Source organism: Pigmentiphaga sp. CHJ604 (assembly GCF_036972535.1).
Lineage (GTDB): Bacteria > Pseudomonadota > Gammaproteobacteria > Burkholderiales > Burkholderiaceae_B > Pigmentiphaga > Pigmentiphaga daeguensis.
Map to the genome: position 1 here is coordinate 5,282,217 of NZ_CP136998.1, position 19,833 is coordinate 5,302,049.

Below are 19,833 nucleotides of genomic sequence, written 5' to 3' on the forward strand. Positions count from 1 at the left end.
GCCGGCCCGGTGAACATCCTCAGTGGGCGGAGAAAGTGACACGTTCGGGCACAGGCTTGAACGTGCCGAGCCGGCTCCAGAACGGCATCAACAGGAAGAAGCCGAGGTAGAGGACCGTGCCGATCTGCGAGATGAGGTTGAAGACGTCGTTGGGCGGCTGCGTGCCCAGGTAGCCCAGCACCAGGAAGTTGACGATGAAGATGCCGTAGATCCACTTGTGCCAACCGGGACGGTAGCGGATGGACTTCACGGGCGAATGATCGAGCCAGGGCAGGAAGAACAGGATGACCACCGCGCCGCCCATCGTCAGCACGCCCCAGAACTTGGCGTCCCAGACGCGCAGCAGGACGGCGATGGCCAGCAGCACCACGACGATGGCGATCTTGGCGACGCCGCTGACGCGGCTCTTGAGCAGGAACCACACCGCCGCCGCGACCGCGGCGAACGCCAGCACCCAGGTGAAGTCGTCGGTGCAGGCACGCAGCATCGAGTAGAACGGCGTGAAGTACCAGACCGGCGCGATGTGCGGCGGGGTCTTGAGCGGATCGGCCGGGATGAAGTTGTTGTACTCGAGGAAGTAGCCGCCCATCTCCGGCGCGAAGAACACGATCGCGCTGAAGATCATCAGGAAGATCGCCACGCCGAACAGGTCGTGCACGGAGTAGTAGGGATGGAACGGAATGCCGTCGAGCGGAATGCCGTTGGCGTCCTTCTTGGCCTTGATCTCGACGCCGTCGGGGTTGTTGGAGCCGACTTCGTGCAGCGCGATGACATGCGCCACGACCAGGCCCAGCAGCACCAGGGGTACGGCGATGACGTGGAACGAGAAGAAGCGGTTCAGGGTCGCGTCGGAGACGACGTAGTCGCCGCGGATCAGGATCGCCAGGTCAGGACCGACGAACGGGATGGCCGAGAACAGGTTCACGATCACCTGGGCGCCCCAGTAGGACATCTGGCCCCAGGGCAGCAGGTAGCCCATGAAGGCCTCGGCCATCAGGCACAGGAAGATCGCCACGCCGAAGATCCAGACCAGCTCGCGCGGCTTGCGGTACGAGCCGTAGAACAGCCCGCGCAGCATGTGCAGGTACACCACGACGAAGAACATCGAGGCGCCGGTGGAGTGCATGTACCGGACGAGCCAGCCCCACGGCACTTCCCGCATGATGTATTCGACCGACTGGAACGCGCGTTCGGCGTCGGGCTTGTAGTGCATGACCAGGAAAATCCCGGTCACGATCTGGATGACCAGCACCAGGAGCGCCAGCGAGCCGAAGAAATACCAGAAATTGAAGTTCTTCGGTGCGTAGTACTCGGACAGGTGCGCTTTCCAGGTCGAGGTGAGCGGAAAGCGGGCGTCGATCCAGCCCAGAAGGCCAGTGGTCTCGACATTCTTCTCGCCAGCCATGGCTGCTGCTCCTTTTGCTCGGCGGGTTCGGCGCTGCGCTGCTTGGTGCCGCAACGCCGACGTGTTTCTATGGCTACGTTTGACAGGAGGACGCGGTTATCGCCTCCCCCGCTGCGAATGACTGACGCTCAGGCCTTGTTGTTCTTGTCGACACCGACCACGATCTTGGTATCGGACACGAACTCGTAGGGAGGAATCGTCAGGTTGTCGGGCGACGGCTTGTTCTTGTACACCCGTCCGGCCATGTCGAAGGTCGACCCATGGCAGGGGCACAGGAAGCCGCCGTGCCAATCGGCCGGCAGGTTGGGCTGGGGCCCGGTGGCGAACCGGGCGGTGGGCGAGCACCCGAGGTGCGGGCAGATGCCGACGGCGACGAGGTACTCGGGCTTGATCGAGCGGTACTCGTTGCGCGCGTACTCGGGCGTGATTTCGTTCGGGTTGCGCTCGGAGTTGGGGTCGGCGAGCTGGGCGTCGACTTCCTTCAGCGTGGCAAGCTGCTCGGGCGTCCGGCGGATGATCCAGACCGGCTTGCCGCGCCACTCGACGGTGCGCATTTCACCGGGCTGCATGTCTCCAATTTCGACTTCCACCGGAGCACCCGCCGCCTTCGCCCGTTCGGACGGGGCGAACGTGCTGACGAAAGGAACGGCCACTCCTACGGCCGCGACTCCCCCGACAGCACAGGTGGTGCCGACCCAGAAACGGCGGTCGGCGTCTACCACTTTGTCCTGACTCATTGATTGACCCTCAAGATTACTTCTTCTCTTAGCACTTGAAAGCAGATTGGCGCTCTTGGCGGACCGGCGCCTTATAGTAACCTTCGAGTATAACGCAATGCCTACAGGGCCCGACAGACTTCGTAGCACATTCGCCATCGCACTGTTACGGCCGAGCTCACCGCCACGCAGAAAAATGAGAGATACTCTCGCGCAACAACAAACGGGAGGTGGTCCATGAGCATCATGAAGGAGTTCCGCGATTTCGCGATGCGCGGCAACGTCGTCGACCTCGCGGTCGGTGTGATCATCGGCGCGGCGTTCGGCAAGATCGTCGACTCCCTGGTCAAAGACATCGTCATGCCGATCGTCAACGTCATCCTGGGCGGCAACGTCGATTTCAGCAACAAGTTCATCGTACTCCGGGCGCCGGCCGACTACACCGGCCCGCAGACCTACGACGCCCTCAGCAAGGCCGGCGCCACCCTGCTCGGGTGGGGCAATTTCCTGACTATTCTGATCAACTTCGTGCTGCTGGCCTTCGTCATCTTCTGGATGGTCAAGGCCATGAACCGCGCCCAGGCCCGCTTCACCAAGGAAGCCCCGCCGCCGGCGCCCGCGCCGACCCCGGAAGACGTCGAACTGTTGCGCGAAATCCGCGACCTGCTGAAGAGGTAGGCCCCCCCCCTACGCCCTGCGGGCGCCCCCCAGGGGGCGATGCGGGTGGACCGGCGGAGCCGGATCCACCGCATCCTGGGTCTAGTACCCAATTCTTGGGTTGCGGCACCGATGCTATCGCTGGCTGCCAGCGATAGCATCGGTGATTCAGCCCAAGATCGTTTCCCTAGACCCAGGAAACCGCGGAGCTGGCTTTGCCAGTCCGCCAGTTTCGCCCCCTTTAGGGGGCCCGCGTCAGCGGGTAGGGGGTGGGCTTCCCCTCAGACCGGGTTGTCGATGTCGATGAAATCCACCCGGATGCCGAAGCGGTCGGCGATGGCGCGGCCCAGGGCCTGGACGCCGTAGCGTTCGGTGGCGTGGTGGCCGGCGGCCAGGAAGGCGGTGCCGGTTTCGCGGGCGAGGTGGACGGTGGGTTCGGAGATCTCGCCGGTGATGTAGGTCTGGGCGCCGGCGTCGATGGCGTCCTGGAGCATGCCCTGGGCCGCGCCGGTGCACCAGGCGATGCGGCCCGCGGGACGGGAGGGGTCGCCGATCAGCATGGGTTCGCGCTGCAGGCGCTGCGCGATGCGGGCCGCCAGGTCGCCCACCGTGGCCAGGCCGGGGGCCTGGCCCAGCCAGATCAGGCCGTCATGGCCGGCGGTCTGGGGCACGCCCTCCACGAAGTGGGGGGCCAGGCCCAGCACCTCGGCCAGTTGTGCGTTGTTGCCCCACCGAGGGTGGGCATCCAGGGGCAGGTGGTAGGCGAACAGGTTCAGGTCATGGCCCAGGACCAGCGACAGGCGGGTGCGGCGGGTGCCCCGCACGCGGGGGTCCTCGTTCTTCCAGAACCAGCCGTGGTGGACCAGCAGGCCGTCCGCCCCGGCGGCGATGGCATGCCGGATGGCGGCCTCGGATGCGGTGACGGCGGCGATAATATGCCGGACCACGGGCCGTCCCTCGACCTGCAATCCGTTCGGACAGTAGTCGCGGAAGCGGGCGACCTGCAGTTCGGCGGCCAGCCAGGACGCGAGTTCCTCGGCGCTGACGCCGCCCGCGCCCCCCGCTGGTGCATGGGTTTGCGCTGAGGCCCGCTCGCCTGCGATCATTGTCAATCTCCTAAGCTAGGGAAAAGTATTTTGCACATGCGCCGACTATGGCTGATCTTTGCCCAGACCACCACCGTCTGTCTGGCCATTTTATTCATCGTCGCCACCCTGCGCCCCGAATGGCTGCCACGCCGCGGGGGCCCGGGCAGCAATAACGCCATCGTCGTCCCGTTCTTCGAGGCCTCGCCCTCGCCGACCGGCGAAGGCGGCGCGACCGCGTCCTATGCGGCGGCCACCCACAAGGCGGCGCCGGCCGTGGTGAACATCTTCACCAGCAAGGACACGCCCCAGCAGCCTGCCTATCCGTTCTCCGACGATCCGGTATTCCGGCGTTTCTTCGGCGAACCCGACACCAACCCCGAACCGGTCTCCAGCCTGGGATCGGGCGTCATCGTCAGCCCGGAAGGCTACATCCTGACCAACAACCATGTGATCGAGGCGGCGGACGAGATCGAAGTGGCGCTGGCCGATGGCCGCAAGGGCAAGGCCACCCTGGTCGGGTCCGATCCCGAGACCGACCTGGCGGTACTGAAGCTGGCGCTGCCCAACCTGCCCTCGGTCACCTTCGGCCGGGCCGAGGATCTCCAGGTGGGCGACGTGGTGCTGGCCATCGGCAACCCGTTCGGCGTGGGCCAGACCACGACCATGGGCATCGTCTCGGCGCTGGGCCGCACCCACCTGGGCATCAACACCTTCGAGAACTTCATCCAGACCGACGCCGCCATCAACCCCGGCAATTCCGGGGGCGCGCTGATCGACGCCCAGGGCAACCTGGTCGGCATCAACACCGCCATCTATTCCCGCTCGGGCGGCTCGCTGGGCATAGGCTTCGCGATCCCGGTCAGCACGGCGCGCCAGGTGATGGAGCAACTGATCACGACCGGCACGGTCACGCGGGGCTACATCGGCGTCGAGCCGCAGGACCTGACGGCCGAGCTGGCCGACGCCTTCAAGCTGTCGCGCAAGGAAGGCGTCATCATCGCCGGCGTGGTGCGCGGCGGGCCGGCGGCCAAGGCCGGCATACGCACGGGCGACATCGTGGTATCGGTCGCGGGCAAGGCCATCCTGGACACCACCACGATGCTGAACGCCATCGCCCAGTTGCCGCCGGGCGAGAAGGTGTCCATCAAGATCGTCCGTGGCGGACAGGAAATGGAAGCCAGCGTGACCATCGGCACGCGGCCCAAGCCCAGGCGCGAGGCCCAGCAACCCTGACGCCGGCCCGGACCTACTTGCGGCCCAGGCCCAGGTAGCTCTCGACCACGCGCGGATCGTCCGCCAGCTCGCGGGCCGGGCCGGCCAGCACCACCTGGCCGGTCTCCAGCACATAGGCGTAGTCGGCCGTCTGCAAGGCCGCGCGCGCGTTCTGCTCGACCAGCAGGATGGCCACGCCGCGGCGCCGCAGTTCGGCGATGATCAGGAAGATTTCCTTGACGATGCGCGGCGCGAGCCCCAGCGATGGCTCGTCCAGCAGCAGCAGGCGGGGCTTGGCCATGAGGGCGCGCCCCAGGGCCAGCATCTGGCGCTCGCCGCCGGACAGGGTGGCAGCCAGCTGGCGGCGGCGTTCCTTGAGCCGGGGGAAGAGCCCGTAGACTTCCTCCATCGACGCGGCCTGGTCGCGATGGCCCGAGCGATAGCGCTGGAAAGCGCCCAGCAGCAGGTTGTCCTCGACGCTCATCTCGCCGAACAGTTCGCGTTTCTCGGGCACGAGGTTCAGGCCGGCGGCGACCATCTGCTCGATGTCCACGCGGCGCTGTGGACGGCCCTCCAGGCTGATGGCACCACGCGCCGGCAGCAGTCCCATGATGGCCGACAGCAAGGTGGTCTTGCCCGCGCCGTTGGGGCCGATCACCGTCACGATGGTGCCCGCCGGCACCGCCAGGTCTATGCCATGCAGCGCCTCGACCTTGCCGTAGGACACCGACAGGCCCGAGACCTCGAGCAGCGGCGCGGCCATTGCCGCCGACCCCGTCATTCCACACCTCCCAGATACGCTTCCAGCACGCGCGGATCGCGCTGCACGTCCTCGGGCAAGCCCTCGGCGATCTTCTCTCCGAACTCCATCACCACCACGCGGTCGGCCAGGCCCATGACGAAATCCATGTCGTGCTCGACCAGCAGGATGGCCATGCCTTCGGCGCGCAGCGCCTTCAGGGTGTCGGACAGGGCCTGCTTCTCGAGGTAGCGCAGGCCGGCCGCCGGCTCGTCCAGCAACAGCAGACAGGGATCGGCGCACAGCGCGCGGGCGATCTCCAGCATGCGCTGCTTGCCCAGCGGCAACGAACCGGCCGCCACGTGCAGGGCGTCGCCCAGCCCCACGCGCCGGGCCTGCCGCGCCGCCTCGGCCAACAGGCGCGCCTCCTCGCGGCGTTCCAGGTGCAGGCCGCCCAGCACCAGGCCCGACAGCAGGCCCGGACGCTCCCGCAGGTGGGCGCCCAGCGCGATGTTCTCGATCACGGTCATCTGCGGCAGCAGGCGCACGTGCTGGAACGTGCGGCCCATGCCCAGCGCGGCGATCTCGCGCGAGGGCCGGCCCGTCACGTCCCGCCCGCGGAAGACCACCTTCCCGGAGGTGGGGTCGTCCACGCCGGACAGCAGGTTGAACATGGTGCTCTTGCCCGCGCCGTTGGGGCCGATCAGGGCCAGCACCCCGCCGGCGGGGACGGTGAAGCTGATGTCGTTGTTGGCCACCAGCCCGCCGAAGCGCTTGGTCAGGCCCCGGGCCTCCAATACGACTTCGCCGTGCGCCGGCTGGGCACGCCGCGCCAGCGGCCGCGCTTGCTCGTCGACGGTGCGCCGGGGCTCGGCCAGCGGCAGCCAGCGCCGGGCCAGGCGGACGATCACGGGCCAGAGCCCGTCCGGCGCGCGCTGCAAGGCGACCACGAGCAGGATGCCGAAGACGATGCTCTCGAAATTGCCCGAGGCGCCCAGGAGGCCGGGCAGCAGGTCCTGCAGCCATTGCTTGAGCATGGTGACCAGGCCGGCGCCGACCAGCGCGCCCCACACCTGCCCTGCTCCGCCGATGACGGCCATGAACAGGTATTCGATGCCGATATGCAGGCCGAAAGGCGTGGGATTCACGAAGCGCTGCATGTGCGCATACAGCCAGCCCGAGACGCATGCCAGCAGGGCCGCGATCATGAAGATCGCGATGCGCGAGCGGGCGGTGTTCACCCCCATCGACTCGGCCATCACCATGCCGCCCTTCAACGCCCGGATGGCCCGTCCCTCGCGCGAATCGAGCAGGTTGCTGACCAGCAGCATGGCCAGCAGCAGGATCGCCCAGATCAGCCAGAACAGGTGCCGGCCCTTGGACAGGTCCAGCCCGAAGATCGAAATGGGCGGCAAGCCGGACAGCCCGGTATGGCCCCCCAGGAAATCCAGCGTCCCGAACAGGAAGTACAGGCTCAGCCCCCAGGCGATGGTGCCCAGCGGCAGGTAGTGCCCGGACAGGCGCAGCGCGATCGCGCCCAGCACCCACGCGGCCACCGCGGTGACCACCAGGCCGGCCAGCAACCCCAACCAGGGCGATCCGCCCAGCCACGCGAAGGCTGGCGGCAGCGTGGCGATGGATAGCCAGGCACTGGTGTAGGCGCCCAGGCCGACGAAGGCCGCCTGGCCGAAAGAAGTCACCCCGCCCACGCCGGTCAGCAGCACCAGCCCCAGCGCCACCAGCGCGTACAAGCCGATGTAGTTCAGCAGCGTGACGGTGAACTCGGACATCCCGAACACGGCGGCGACGAGCAGGACGAGGCCGGCGCCGACGAACCAGATGGGGCGCAGCCGCATCATTCTTCCTCCACGTGACGCGAGGCGAGCGAGCGCCAGATCAGCACCGGGATGATCAGCGTGAACACGATGACTTCCTTGTAGGCGCTGGCCGCGAACGACGAAAAGGCCTCCAGCAGGCCCACCAGCACCGCGCCGGCGGCGGCCAGCGGATAGCTGGCGAGGCCGGCGATGATGGCGGCGACGAAGCCCTTCAGGCCGATCAGGAAGCCGGTGTCGTAGTAGATGGTCGTGATGGGCGCGATGAGGATGCCCGAGAACGCTCCGATCAAGGCGCACAGCGTGAAGCAGAGCTTGCCGGCCAGGCTGGTCGGAATGCCCATCAGGCGGGCGCCGACCCGGTTCACCGCCGTGGCGCGCAGGGCCTTGCCATACAGCGTCCGGCCGAACAGCACGGTCAGCGCCAGGATGAGGGCGATCGACGAACCGATCACCCACAGCGTCTGGGCCGAGACCGGAATGCCACCCAGCTCGATGCCGCCATCGGTGAACGGCGAAGTGCGCGCTCCTTCGGCGCCGAAGAACAGCAGCCCCAGCCCCACCATGGCCACGTGCACCGCCACCGAGACGATCAGCAGCACCAGGACGCTGCTCTCGGCCACCGGCTGGAAGGCCAGGCGCCAGACCATGGGGCCCATCGGCACCACCACCAGCAGCGCGAACAGGATCTGCACGGCCAGCGGCATTTGCTGGAAATCGACGAAACGCGCGGCGGCGAAGATCAATGCGGGATAGAGCAGGTTCCAGCCGGCGGCCCGCGGAACGGCACGCCAGTCCTGGCGCCGCCACGCGGTCCACAGCTCCACCAGCATGACGGCGCACCCGCCCATGGCCAGCAGCCAGACCGTTCCCGGCAACTGGCCGGCCTGCAGGCCCGCCAGGGTCAGGGCCCCCCAGGCGACGAACTCGCCCTGGGGAATGAAGATCACGCGCGTGACCGTGAAGGCCAGCACCAGCGCCATCCCCAGCAACGCATAGATGGCGCCGTTGACGACACCGTCCTGGATCAGGAAAAGGGCGATCTGTAAATCCATGTCAGCTCCGGCAGGGCCGGAGATCCGCCCTGGTCCACCAGAAAATTACTTGATCAGCTTCCAGCCACCGTTTTCGACCACGACCATGACGCGGGAACGGTTGTCCAGGCCGACGTGGTCCGTGGGGCTCATGTTGAATACCCCGTGCGCGCCCGCCACGTTCTTGACGTTCTCCAGCGCGTCGCGCAGGGCCGCGCGGAACTCCGGCGTGCCCGGCTGCGCCTTCTTCAGGGCGACGGGGACGGCCGCCTCGATCAGCTTGCCGGCATCCCAGGCGTGGGCGCCGAAGGTGGACACCGAGCCCTTGCCATAGGTCGCCTCGTACTTCTGCACGTACTCGGTGGCCGAGGCCTTGACCGGATTGTCCGCCGGCAACTGGGCCGACACCAGCACCGGACCCGCGGGCAGGAAGGTGCCTTCGATGTCCTTGCCGCCCACGCGCAGGAAGTCGTTGTTGGCCACGCCGTGGGTCTGGTAGTACGTGCCGCGGTAGCCGCGCTCCTTCAGCGTCTTCTGGGGCAGCGCGGCAGGGGTGCCGGCACCGGCGATCAGCACGGCGTCGGGCTTGGCGGCGATCATCTTCAGCACCTGGCCGGTCACCGACGTATCGGTACGGTTATAGCGCTCGTTGGTCAGCACCTTGATGCCGGCGGCCTGGGCCGCCTTCGAGAATTCCTGGTACCAGCCCTCGCCGTAGGCGTCCGCGAAGCCGATGAAGGCCACCGACTTGATCTTCTGGCCCTGCATGTGCTCGACGATGGCCTTGGCCATCTCGGCATCGTTCTGGGGCGTCTTGAAGGCCCAGCGCTTCTTGGCGTCCTGGGGTTCGACGATGACGGCCGAGGCGGCCATGGACACCACCGGGGTACCGGTTTCGGCGGCAACGTCGACCATTGCCAGCGAGTTCGGCGTGATGGTCGAACCGACCATCACGTCGACCTTGTCCTCGGTCACGAAACGGCGGGCGTTCTTGACCGCCGTCGTGGTGTCGCTGGCGTCGTCCAGCACGATGTAGTTGACCTTCTGGCCCGCGATGGTCTTGGGCATCAGGGCGAAGGTGTTCTTCTCGGGAATGCCGAGCGAGGCGGCCGGGCCCGTGGCCGAGACGTTGACGCCCACGGTGATGTCGGCCTGCGCGGCGGCGGCGAAAACGCCAAGGCCCACGGCCAGGGCCAGTTTGTTCAAGGAAAACATGAAGGTCCCCATTGTGCTTGTTCTGGAACCGAACCCCTGCCCCGGCCGCGCGGGCGGCACCGGGGCACGGCGGGTTCAGACTTTCTCGATGGCGGTCGAATCCGATTCCCGGCTCTTGACGAAGCGGGCCGCCACCAGGCCCAGTTCGTAGAGCACGCATAAAGGTACCGCCAACAAGAACTGGCTGACAACATCCGGCGGCGTGACGACGGCCGCCAGCACGAACGCGCCGACGACGACGTAGCCGCGCGCCGCGGACAGCTTGGCCACCGTGGTCACCCCGGTCTTGACCAGCAGCACCACCGCCACCGGCACCTCGAAGGTCAGGCCGAAGGCCAGGAACATCGTCATGACGAAGTTCAGGTAGGCCTCGATGTCAGGCGCCGGCGTGATCGACTGCGGCGCGAAGGTGGCGATGAAGTGGAAAACGGTCTTGAAGACCACGAAATAGCAGAAGGCCATGCCGGACAGGAACAGCACGGTGCTGGACACGATCAGCGGCAGGGCCAGCCTCTTCTCGTGCTGGTAGAGGCCCGGCGCGACGAAGGCCCAGGCCTGGTACAGCACGAAGGGCAGCGCGAGCACGAAGGACGCCAGCAGCGTGACCTTGACCGGCACCATGAAGGGCGTGATGACGCCGGTAGCGATCATGCGCGTGCCGGGCGGCAGGGTCGCCAGCATGGGCTGGGCCAGCACGTCGTAGATCGCCGAGGCGCCGGGATAGAGGAACAGCACGATGAAGACGGCCACGACCGCGATGATGGCCTTCAGCAAGCGGTCGCGCAGTTCCACCAGGTGGGAGATGAAGCTGTCTTCCTGCGATACGTCTTTGTCAGTCACGTTCTTTCACGTACCGTCGAAGCCTCGGCCGGCTGGCCGGCGGCGGGTTGATTGGCGGACGACGGCAACAGGTCCGGCGGAAACAGCGAGCCCTGCGCGAGGTCCTGCTCGGACGGCGCTTCCTGGGCGGCGGCCGGTTCGGCCCCCTCCGGCTGCGCGGACGAGGCCGCCGGAGCGGCGGGCCCGGCGGCCGGTCCCGTGGAGGACGCCTCGACCGCCGGAGCAGCTTGGGCGGCCGGCGCGTCGAGCGCGGACGCCTCGGCGGGGGCGGTCGGCTCCTGTGTCCCCGTCGCCGCATCCTTCACGTCGCGGGCGGCCCCCTCGACGGTCTGCTGGACCTCGTTGAGCCCCTTGTGCAGTTCCTCGACGTTGGTCTTGACCGTGGTCTCGAGCGAACGGGCCGCGTCTTCCATTTCCTTGCGCAGGTTGCGCAATTCCTCGAGCTCCATCTCGCGGCGGATGTCGCTCTTGACGTCGTTGACGTAGCGCTGCGCCCGGCCCAGCAGGTGGCCGATGGTACGCGCCACCTTGGGCAGCCGCTCGGGCCCGATGACGATGAGCGCCACCACGCCTATGGTGAGAAGCTCGGTAAAGCTGACGTCGAACATTCAGCGCCTATGGGAACACCCCCTACGCCCTGACGGGCGCCCCCTCAAGGGGGCGGCACTGGCGGACCGGCAGAGCCGGATCCGCGGTGCCCTGGAGTGGGTCGGTTATCTTGGCGCGGGGCGCCTTCGTGTTGATGATGGATCTGGAGGGGAAACCCCTGTCAGGTCCGTTCTTTTTCTTTGGCTTCCACGTCGATGGTGTCGGCGGAGACGCGCTTGGGGTCGGCGGAGGGGGTTTCCGAGTTGGAGGCCGCGGCGTCGCCGCCTTCCTTCATGCCTTCCTTGAATCCTTTCACGGCGCCGCCCAGGTCTTGCCCGAGGTTCTTCAGTTTCTTGGTGCCGAAGATCAGAACCACGATCACCAGGACAACCAGCCAGTGCCAAATGCTAAAGCTACCCATTACATGCTCCACGCCTTGCGGCGGAAAATCGTCCAGTCAATAGAGGCGGAAATCGCCCGGCTCAGTCGCGCTTCCAGGGGCGGGGACCGCCTATCACGTGGTAGTGCAGGTGCGGCACTTCCTGTCCACCGTCCGCGCCGTTGTTGGCCATCAGACGGAATCCCCCTTCCGGGCCGGGGCGGCAGCCCTGTTCGAGCGCCAGGCGGGGAATCAGAACCTGCATTCTACCCAACAGCGGCACGTCGCTCGCGGCCACGTCCTGCAGCGATGGAACGTGCCGCTTGGGAATGACCAGGAAGTGTACCGGCGCGATGGGATTGATGTCGTGGAAGGCGAAGATCTCGTCGTCTTCGTAGACCTTGCGCGAGGGGATTTCCCCACGCGCGATCTTGCAGAAAATACAGTTGTCGCTCATCTCATTGTTTCGGGGCATTGCCGGCTCGGGCGGCTTTTTCATCCAAACCCGACAGGCCTTCGCGCCGCGCGAGCTCGGCGACGACCTGTTCGGGACGCAAACCGTAATACTCCAGCATGACGAGGCAATGAAACCAGAGATCGGCTGTCTCGTAAATGATCTTTTCCGGCACGCCGTCCTTGGCCGCCATCACGGTCTCGGTGGCTTCCTCGCCGATCTTCTTGAGGATGCCGTCGGGCCCCTTGCTGAGCAGGCGGGCCACGTAGGAGGTCTCGGGCGAGCCGCCCCGGTCTGGCCGGCGGCTGGCGATGGTGTCGGCCAGTTGCACCAGGAAATCGTTCATTTGTAGATGCTCTCCGGGTCCTTCAGCACCGGGTCGGTCTCGACCCAGTGCGCGCCGCCCTCGGTTTCCAGGCGGCGGTAGAAGCAGCGCTCGCGGCCGGTATGGCAGGCGATCCCGCCCACCTGTTCGACCCGCAGCAGCACCACGTCGCCGTCGCAGTCGAGCCGGATCTCGCGCACGCGCTGGACGTGGCCCGATTCCTCGCCCTTGCGCCAGAGACGGTTGCGCGAGCGCGACCAGTAGGTGGCGTTGCCGGTGCGCAGCGTCTCGCGCAGCGATTCGCGGTTCAGGAAGGCGAACATGATGACCTTGTCGGTCGTGGCGTCCTGCGCGATGCCGGGCACCAGGCCGTTGTCGTCGTAGACGATGGCGTCCAGCCAGGCTTCCTGGTCGGTGGAGAGAGTCCGGGGTGCGGTATCCATCAGTCGTCCAGCCTCATGCGTATGCCGCGGTCGGCCATGAAGCGCTTGGCCTCCTGCACCGTGTGTTGCCCGTAGTGGAAGATGCTGGCGGCCAGCACCGCATCGGCATGGCCCTCGGTGATGCCGTCCGCCAGATCCTTGAGCGAACCGACGCCGCCGGAGGCGATGACGGGAATGGCCACGGCGTCGGACACCGCGCGCGTCAGCGCGAGGTCGAAGCCCGACCGGGTGCCGTCGCGGTCCATGCTGGTCAGCAGGATCTCGCCCGCGCCGTACTCGGCCATCTTGCGCGCCCATTGCACGGCATCCAGCCCGGTGGCGTTGCGCCCGCCATGCGTGAAGACCTCCCAGCGCGGCGCCTCGCCCTCGCCCGACACCCGCTTGGCGTCGATGGCGACCACGATGCACTGGGCGCCGTAGCGGCTGGAGGCCTCGCGCACCAGGTCGGGGTTGGTCACGGCCGAGGTATTGATGCCCACCTTGTCGGCGCCCGCGTTCAACAGCCGGCGCACATCCGCCACCTGCCGCACGCCCCCGCCCACGGTCAACGGAATGAACACCTGCGAGGCGACCTGTTCGATCACGGACAGGATGATGTCGCGCTGATCGCTCGACGCCGTGATGTCCAGGAACGTGATCTCGTCCGCGCCCTGGTCGTCATAGCGGCGCGCGATCTCCACCGGATCCCCGGCATCGATCAGATTCACGAAATTGATTCCCTTGACCACGCGACCAGCAGTCACGTCCAGACAAGGGATAATACGACGCGTCAACATCACAGAATTCCAAAAACACACGTTGCCGGGCGCAGAATCCCTCCGCCCAACCACTACGATACGCCCATTCCCAAGAACGCAGCCCACCTTGGGCACCGCGGATCAGCGCGGTTGTTCCTCCAGGATGCGGTGGATCCGGCTCCGCCGGTCCACCCGCATCGCCCCCTGGGGGGCGCCCGTCAGGGCGTAGGGGGGGTACCTAGTTCATCGGCACGAGCCTGCGCCGCCTGGAAATCCAGCGTGCCCTCGTAGATGCTGCGGCCCAGGATGGCGCCTTCCACGCCTTCGTCCTCGACGGCGCAGAGCTGCTCGATATCGGTCAGGTTGGCGATGCCGCCCGAGGCGATGACCGGGATGCGCACGTGCTGGGCCAGCTTGACCGTGGCCTCGACGTTGACGCCCGACAGCATGCCGTCGCGGCCGATGTCGGTGTAGATGATGGACGAGCAGCCGTAGTCCTCGAACTTCTTGGCAAGGTCGGTCACGTCGTGGCCGGTCAGCTTGCTCCAGCCGTCGGTGGCCACCTTGCCGTCCTTGGCATCCAGGCCGACGATGATCTGGCCGGGGAAGGCACTGCACGCGTCATGCAGGAACCCGGGGTTCTTGACCGCGGCGGTGCCGATGATCACGTAGGAAATGCCGTTGTCCAGGTAGCGCTCGATGGTGTCGAGGTCGCGGATGCCGCCGCCGATCTGCACCGGGATGTCATCGCCCACGGCGTCGAGGATGGCCTTGATGGAGGCCTCGTTCTTGGGTTTTCCGGCCACGGCGCCGTTCAGGTCCACCAGGTGGAGGCGGCGCGCGCCCTGCTCCAGCCAGTGGGCGGCCATGGCGGCGGGCTCTTCGGAAAACACGGTGGCATCGTCGAGATCGCCCTGGCGCAGGCGGACACAACGACCGTCTTTGAGATCAATCGCGGGAATGAGGAGCATGGCGAATCAGGATGTCGTTCGAATCAGTGGCGCTAACTGGGCTGCGGGACGGAAAAAGGGGGCCTTGTCGGCTAACGGGACTCACGGGTTCCACCGCACGAAATTCTGGTAGATACGCAGGCCCGCCCCTGCGCTTTTCTCAGGGTGAAACTGAGTTGCGAAGATGTTATCTCTGGCTACCGCGCAGGTAAAGGCGACCCCGTAATCGGATTGACCGGCAATTACCCCTAGATCGGCGGGGGCCACATAGTAGCTGTGCACGAAGTAGAAATAGGTGTCGTCGGCCACGCCGTCCCACAGGGGATGGGACAAGGTCTGCCGCACGCGGTTCCAGCCCATGTGGGGCACCTTCAGCCGCTCGGGCCCCTGGAAGGCCGGGCCGGCGAAGCGCACGACCTGCCCTTCGAAGATGCCCAGGCCGTCGGCCGGCCCTTCCTCGCTGCGCTGGAACAGCATCTGCTCGCCCACGCACACGCCCAGCAGGGGCTTGCTGCGGGACGCCTCGACCACCGCCTCGCGCAGGCCGGTTTCCTCGAGGTAGCGCATGCAGTCGGGCATGGCGCCCTGCCCCGGGAACACGACCCGGTCGGCCGCGCGCACGCCAGCCGCATCGCTGCAGATGCGCACCTCGGCCTCGGGCGCGACGTGTTCCAGCGCCCGGGCGACCGAGCGCAGGTTGCCCATGCCGTAGTCGACGATGGCTATGCGCGTCATGTCAGCTCCGCCGGGCCGCCCCAAGGGGCTGACACGCCGCCCCGGGGGGCAGCGAACGTAGCGAGCGTGGGGGCTGTTCTCATCTAGAGGACTCCCTTGGTCGAGGGCACGGTGCCGCCGGCGCGCGGATCGACTTCCAGCGCCATGCGCAGCGCCCGGCCGAAGGCCTTGAACACCGTCTCGCACTGATGGTGGGCGTTGACGCCCCGCAGGTTGTCGATGTGCAGCGTCACCAGGGCGTGGTTGACGAAGCCCTGGAAGAACTCGCGCGTCAGGTCGACGTCGAACTGGCCGATCATCGCGCGCGTGAAGGGAACGTGGAACTCCAGGCCGGGGCGGCCCGAGAAATCCACCACCACGCGCGAGAGCGCCTCGTCCAGCGGCACGTAGGCATGGCCGTAGCGGCGGATGCCGGCCTTGTTGCCGACCGCCTTGGCCACGGCCTGGCCGAGCGTGATGCCGACGTCCTCGACCGTGTGGTGCGCGTCGATGTGCAGGTCGCCGTCGGCCACGACGTCGATGTCGATCAGGCCATGGCGCACGATCTGGTCGAGCATGTGGTCCAGGAACGGCACGCCGGTCTGCAGGTTCTGCTTGCCGGTGCCGTCGAGGTTGACGACCGCGCGGATGCGCGTTTCGTTGGTGTTGCGGGTGATCTCGGCGGTACGCATGATCGTTTCCGGATGGTCGGGTTGAATGGGCGGCGGCGTCACGAGGCGCTGCCGTCGTCCAGGCGGTATTCGGCGCTGCGCGCGTGCGCCTGCAGCCCTTCGCCATAGGCCAGGGTGGCGGCGACGCGCCCCAGGGTCCGCGCGCCGGCGCCCGAGACCTTGATCAGGCTGGATCGCTTCTGGAAATCGTACACGCCCAGCGGCGACGAGAACCGCGCGGTGCGCGAGGTCGGCAGCACGTGGTTGGGGCCGGCGCAGTAGTCGCCCAGCGACTCCGAGCTGTGGGTGCCCATGAAGATCGCGCCGGCGTGGCGGATCAGGTCAGCCCAGCGCTCGGGCTCGGCGGTGGAGATTTCCAGGTGCTCGGGCGCGATGTCGTTGGCGATGGCGCAGGCTTCTTCCAGGTCGCGCACCAGGATCAGCGCGCCGCGGTTGGCCAGGCTGGTGCGGATGATGTCCGCGCGCGGCATCGTGGGCAGCAGCCGGGCGATGGCGGCCTCGACCTGCGCGATGTAGCCGGCGTCGGGGCACAACAGGATGGCCTGGGCCAGTTCGTCGTGCTCGGCCTGCGAGAAGAGATCCATGGCGATCCAGTCGGCCGGCGTCCCGCCGTCGCAGATGACCAGGATCTCGCTGGGGCCGGCGATCATGTCTATGCCCACCGTGCCGTACACGCGCCGCTTGGCGGCGGCGACGTAGGCATTGCCGGGGCCCACGATCTTGTCGACCGGGGCGATGGAAGGCGTGCCGTAGGCCAGCGCGCCCACCGCCTGGGCGCCGCCGATGGCGATCGCGCGGTCGACGCCGGCGATGGCGGCGGCGGCCAGCACCATGGGATTACGCACGCCGTCGGGCGTGGGCGTGACCATGACGACCTCGCCCACGCCGGCCACCTTGGCCGGGATGGCGTTCATCAGCAGCGACGACGGGTAGGCCGCCTTGCCGCCGGGCACGTACAGGCCCACGCGGTCGAGCGGGGTGACCTTCTGCCCCAGCACGGTGCCGTCGGGCTCGGTGTAGGTCCAGGTCTCGGCCCGCTGGCGCTCGTGGTAGACCCGGATGCGGTCGGCGGCGGCCTCCAGGGCGGCGCGCTGCTCGCGCGGCAGCGCCTCCAGGGCCGCGATCCAGTCGGCGCGGGGAATGTCCAGTTCGCGGATGGACGCGGCCTGTACGCGGTCGAAGCGGCGAGTGTATTCCAGCACCGCGCCATCGCCACGGGTGCGGACGTCCAGCAGGATGTCGGCCACGGCGCGTTCAATGGACGCGTCCTCGGACGCTTCGAAGGCCAGCAGCGCGTGCAGGCGGGCTCGGAAGTCGTCGCTACGGGTATCGAGTCGGTTGATGAGGGACATACGCTAGCTCTGCAAAATCGGTTTCCGGGAGGCAGCCCTGCCCCGCGCCGGCGGCGCGGGAGCGATGGACGACGCAGCCTCTGCATGGCGCGGCGGGCCGGCCGCGCGGCGAGCGCCCCGCGGATGCCGCCAGATCAGGCCGGCATGGCCAGGCTGGCGCGCGCGAAGGCGTCGATCAGAGGCTGCAACCGGTGTCGCCGGGTCTTCAGGGCCGCCTGGTTGACCACCAGGCGAGACGATATGTCCATGATATCTTCGACCGCGACCAGGTTGTTGGCCCGCAATGTCCCACCGGTGGATACCAGGTCGACGATCACGTCGGCCAGCCCCACCAGCGGCGCGAGCTCCATCGACCCGTACAGCTTGATCAGGTCGACGTGCACCCCTTTCGCGGCGAAATGCTCGCGCGCGGCCTGCACGTACTTGGTCGCCACGCGCAGGCGGGCGCCCTGGCGCACCGCGCTGGCGTAGTCGAAACCCTCGGGCACGGCCACGCACAGCCGGCACTTGCCGATGCGCAGGTCCACGGGCTGGTACAGGCCGCCCGGATGCTGGGCCGCATGTTCGATCAGCACGTCCTTGCCGGCCACCCCCAGGTCGGCGGCGCCGTACTGGACATAGGTGGGGACATCCGAGGCACGCACAATGATGATGCGCACGCCGGGGTCGCTGGTCGGCAGGATCAGCTTGCGGGACTTCTCCGGGTCCTCGGCCACCGTGATGCCGGCCTCGGCCAGCAGGGGCATGGTCTCGGTGAAGATGCGGCCCTTGGACAGCGCCAGGGTGATGGGCGTGTTCGGATCGGCCGGTGCGAAGGCGCTCATCGTGCCTGCCCCCCGGATCCGCTCACGCGGCGGATGTCGGCGCCCAGCTGCAACAGCTTGCGCTCCATCTGCTCGTAGCCGCGGTCCAGGTGATAGATGCGGTCTATCGTGGTCTGGCCGTCTGCGACCAGGCCCGCGATGACCAGGCTGGCCGAGGCCCGCAGGTCGGTCGCCATGACGGTGGCGCCCGACAGGCCGGCCACGCCCTTGACCACGGCGGTATGGCCGTCGATCTCGATGTCCGCTCCCAGCCGGCGCAACTCCTGCACGTGCATGTAGCGGTTCTCGAAGATGGTCTCGGTGATGACCGCGGTTCCTTCTGCGATGGCATTCAGGGCCATCAGCTGGGCCTGCATGTCGGTCGCGAAGCCGGGATATTCCAGGGTGCGGAAACCCACCGCGCGCGGCCGGCCACTCATGCCCGCCTGCACCCAGTCGGTACCGCACTCGATGGCCAGCCCGGCCTCGGCCAGCTTGTCCAGCGTGGCGCCCATGCTGGCCGGATCGGCGTTGCGCAGCACGATCTCGCCACCCGCCGCGCCCACCGCGCACAGGAAGGTGCCGGCTTCGATGCGGTCCGGCATGACCCGGTGGGTCGTGCCGTGCAACCGCGAGACGCCCTCGATGACGATGCGGTCCGTGCCGTGGCCGCTGATGCGGGCGCCCATCTTGATCAGCAGTTCCGCCAGGTCGACGATCTCGGGCTCGCGCGCGGCGTTCTCGAGCACCGTCAGCCCCTCGGCCAGCACGGCCGCCATCATCAGGTTTTCGGTGCCGGTCACCGTGATCATGTCGGTGCGGATGGTGGCGCCCTTCAGGCGCTTGGCCCTGGCCACGACGAAGCCGTGCTCGATGCTGATCTCGGCTCCCATCGCCGCCAGCCCCTTGATGTGCTGGTCGATGGGACGCTGGCCGATGGCGCAGCCGCCGGGCAGGCTGACCCGGGCCTCGCCGAAACGCGCGACCAGCGGCCCGAGCACCAGGATCGAGGCGCGCATGGTCTTGACCAGCTCGTACGGCGCTTCCAGCGATTCGACCCGGGTGGCATCCAGCGTGACGCGGTCGCCCGGCTGGCCGGCGCGCTCGGCCTTCACGCCCAGTTGGCGCAGCAGGCGCAGCGTGGTGCCGATGTCGTTGAGCTGGGGGACGTTCTCGAGCGTGACCGCATCGGCGGTCAGCAGCGACGCGCACAGGCAAGGCAGCGCGGCGTTCTTCGCCCCCGACACCTCGACCTCGCCACGCAGAGGGCGACCGCCGGTGATCTGCAGCTTATCCATTAATTGCCCGCCTTGAATTCCTGGGGAGTGAGGGTGCGCATCGACAAGGCATGGATTTCTTCCCGCATGCGTTCGCCCAGCGCGGCATAGACCAGTTGGTGCCGCGCGATGGGGCGCTTGCCCGCGAATTCGGCGCTGACGATGACCGCCTCGAAGTGCTGGCCATCGCCCTGCACGTCGACATGTTCACAGGGCAGTCCGTCGAGGATGTATTGCCGGACCTGCTCGGGAGAGGGAAGCATGGTGCTCATCTCAGTTATCCATAACGCCGCACGCGACCCAGGGCACCGCGGATCCGGCTTTGCCGGTCCGCCAGTGCCGCCCCCTGGGGGGCGCGCGTCAGCGCGTAGGGGGGGG

22 protein-coding genes and 1 pseudogene are annotated in these 19,833 nt (G+C 67.5%); 2 read left to right on the forward strand and 21 right to left on the reverse strand.

The annotated features are described in order from the left end of the window. Window positions 1-19 precede the first annotated feature (19 nt). Both R4823_RS25365 and petA read right to left on the reverse strand, forming a co-directional pair. Window positions 20-1,405: a cytochrome bc complex cytochrome b subunit gene (locus R4823_RS25365; protein WP_132980597.1), complete on the reverse strand. Its 1,386-nt coding sequence runs from the start codon at window positions 1,403-1,405 to the stop codon at window positions 20-22. Window positions 1,406-1,533: 128 nt separating this feature from the next. Beyond that, complete coding sequence (petA, locus tag R4823_RS25370) at window positions 1,534-2,142, reverse strand: ubiquinol-cytochrome c reductase iron-sulfur subunit (protein WP_087838595.1); 609 nt, start codon at window positions 2,140-2,142, stop codon at window positions 1,534-1,536. Between the two features lie 216 nt (window positions 2,143-2,358). Here petA and mscL point away from each other — a divergent pair, with 216 nt between their 5' ends. Then, entirely contained in the window at window positions 2,359-2,799 is a 441-nt protein-coding gene (gene mscL / locus R4823_RS25375) for a large conductance mechanosensitive channel protein MscL (protein ID WP_087838596.1), read from the forward strand. 260 nt (window positions 2,800-3,059) lie between these two features. Here mscL and R4823_RS25380 read toward each other — a convergent pair whose 3' ends face one another. Continuing rightward, window positions 3,060-3,884, reverse strand: coding sequence for a Nif3-like dinuclear metal center hexameric protein (locus R4823_RS25380; RefSeq protein WP_087838597.1), 825 nt, complete (start codon window positions 3,882-3,884; stop codon window positions 3,060-3,062). 36 nt (window positions 3,885-3,920) lie between these two features. Here R4823_RS25380 and R4823_RS25385 point away from each other — a divergent pair, with 36 nt between their 5' ends. Beyond that, window positions 3,921-5,099, forward strand: coding sequence for a Do family serine endopeptidase (locus tag R4823_RS25385; protein ID WP_087838598.1), 1,179 nt, complete (start codon window positions 3,921-3,923; stop codon window positions 5,097-5,099). 13 nt (window positions 5,100-5,112) lie between these two features. Here the strand turns inward: R4823_RS25385 and R4823_RS25390 are convergent, their stop codons facing one another. The 18 genes and pseudogenes from R4823_RS25390 to R4823_RS25475 form a co-directional block, all read right to left on the reverse strand. Next, window positions 5,113-5,841 carry an ABC transporter ATP-binding protein gene (locus R4823_RS25390; protein WP_087838599.1) on the reverse strand — a complete coding sequence of 243 codons (729 nt, stop codon included), beginning with the start codon at window positions 5,839-5,841 and terminating at the stop codon, window positions 5,113-5,115. Window positions 5,842-5,855: 14 nt separating this feature from the next. Then, on the reverse strand, window positions 5,856-7,607 hold the full coding sequence (locus R4823_RS25395) for a branched-chain amino acid ABC transporter ATP-binding protein/permease (protein ID WP_243724681.1): 1,752 nt from the start codon (window positions 7,605-7,607) through the stop codon (window positions 5,856-5,858). 65 nt (window positions 7,608-7,672) lie between these two features. After that, window positions 7,673-8,707: a branched-chain amino acid ABC transporter permease gene (locus R4823_RS25400; protein WP_087838601.1), complete on the reverse strand. Its 1,035-nt coding sequence runs from the start codon at window positions 8,705-8,707 to the stop codon at window positions 7,673-7,675. A gap of 45 nt (window positions 8,708-8,752) precedes the next feature. Continuing rightward, window positions 8,753-9,901, reverse strand: a complete 1,149-nt coding sequence (locus tag R4823_RS25405) for an ABC transporter substrate-binding protein (RefSeq protein ID WP_132980595.1) — start codon at window positions 9,899-9,901, stop codon at window positions 8,753-8,755. Between the two features lie 75 nt (window positions 9,902-9,976). Then, window positions 9,977-10,741 carry a twin-arginine translocase subunit TatC gene (gene tatC, locus R4823_RS25410; RefSeq protein ID WP_087838602.1) on the reverse strand — a complete coding sequence of 255 codons (765 nt, stop codon included), beginning with the start codon at window positions 10,739-10,741 and terminating at the stop codon, window positions 9,977-9,979. A 374-nt stretch (window positions 10,742-11,115) separates the two neighbouring features. Further along, a pseudogene (gene tatB, locus R4823_RS25415) lies at window positions 11,116-11,349 on the reverse strand (Sec-independent protein translocase protein TatB); the annotation flags it as partial. 161 nt (window positions 11,350-11,510) lie between these two features. Continuing rightward, window positions 11,511-11,750: a Sec-independent protein translocase subunit TatA gene (tatA, locus tag R4823_RS25420; protein WP_132980593.1), complete on the reverse strand. Its 240-nt coding sequence runs from the start codon at window positions 11,748-11,750 to the stop codon at window positions 11,511-11,513. 61 nt (window positions 11,751-11,811) lie between these two features. Further along, window positions 11,812-12,165 carry a histidine triad nucleotide-binding protein gene (locus R4823_RS25425; RefSeq protein ID WP_087838605.1) on the reverse strand — a complete coding sequence of 118 codons (354 nt, stop codon included), beginning with the start codon at window positions 12,163-12,165 and terminating at the stop codon, window positions 11,812-11,814. Between the two features lies 1 nt (window position 12,166). After that, the gene (locus tag R4823_RS25430) at window positions 12,167-12,508 is read right to left on the reverse strand and encodes a phosphoribosyl-ATP diphosphatase (protein WP_087838606.1); all 342 of its coding nucleotides are present in this window, start codon (window positions 12,506-12,508) and stop codon (window positions 12,167-12,169) included. Further along, on the reverse strand, window positions 12,505-12,930 hold the full coding sequence (gene hisI, locus R4823_RS25435; RefSeq protein WP_087838607.1) for a phosphoribosyl-AMP cyclohydrolase: 426 nt from the start codon (window positions 12,928-12,930) through the stop codon (window positions 12,505-12,507). Before hisI ends, R4823_RS25430 begins: the two co-directional genes overlap by 4 nt. Beyond that, entirely contained in the window at window positions 12,930-13,709 is a 780-nt protein-coding gene (gene hisF / locus R4823_RS25440) for an imidazole glycerol phosphate synthase subunit HisF (RefSeq protein ID WP_132980592.1), read from the reverse strand. The genes hisI and hisF overlap by 1 nt, the downstream gene beginning before the upstream one ends. Before the next feature lie 176 nt (window positions 13,710-13,885). Further along, window positions 13,886-14,638, reverse strand: coding sequence for a 1-(5-phosphoribosyl)-5-[(5-phosphoribosylamino)methylideneamino]imidazole-4-carboxamide isomerase (hisA, locus tag R4823_RS25445; protein ID WP_087838609.1), 753 nt, complete (start codon window positions 14,636-14,638; stop codon window positions 13,886-13,888). Between the two features lie 81 nt (window positions 14,639-14,719). After that, complete coding sequence (gene hisH / locus R4823_RS25450; protein ID WP_087838610.1) at window positions 14,720-15,352, reverse strand: imidazole glycerol phosphate synthase subunit HisH; 633 nt, start codon at window positions 15,350-15,352, stop codon at window positions 14,720-14,722. Window positions 15,353-15,435: 83 nt separating this feature from the next. Next, complete coding sequence (gene hisB / locus R4823_RS25455) at window positions 15,436-16,023, reverse strand: imidazoleglycerol-phosphate dehydratase HisB (RefSeq protein ID WP_087838611.1); 588 nt, start codon at window positions 16,021-16,023, stop codon at window positions 15,436-15,438. A 38-nt stretch (window positions 16,024-16,061) separates the two neighbouring features. Then, window positions 16,062-17,375, reverse strand: a complete 1,314-nt coding sequence (gene hisD / locus R4823_RS25460) for a histidinol dehydrogenase (protein WP_132980591.1) — start codon at window positions 17,373-17,375, stop codon at window positions 16,062-16,064. Between the two features lie 134 nt (window positions 17,376-17,509). Continuing rightward, window positions 17,510-18,199 carry an ATP phosphoribosyltransferase gene (hisG, locus tag R4823_RS25465; RefSeq protein WP_087838613.1) on the reverse strand — a complete coding sequence of 230 codons (690 nt, stop codon included), beginning with the start codon at window positions 18,197-18,199 and terminating at the stop codon, window positions 17,510-17,512. After that, the gene (gene murA / locus R4823_RS25470; protein WP_087838614.1) at window positions 18,196-19,476 is read right to left on the reverse strand and encodes a UDP-N-acetylglucosamine 1-carboxyvinyltransferase; all 1,281 of its coding nucleotides are present in this window, start codon (window positions 19,474-19,476) and stop codon (window positions 18,196-18,198) included. Before murA ends, hisG begins: the two co-directional genes overlap by 4 nt. Continuing rightward, window positions 19,476-19,718, reverse strand: coding sequence for a BolA family protein (locus R4823_RS25475; protein ID WP_152798871.1), 243 nt, complete (start codon window positions 19,716-19,718; stop codon window positions 19,476-19,478). Before R4823_RS25475 ends, murA begins: the two co-directional genes overlap by 1 nt. Window positions 19,719-19,833: the final 115 nt, after the last annotated feature.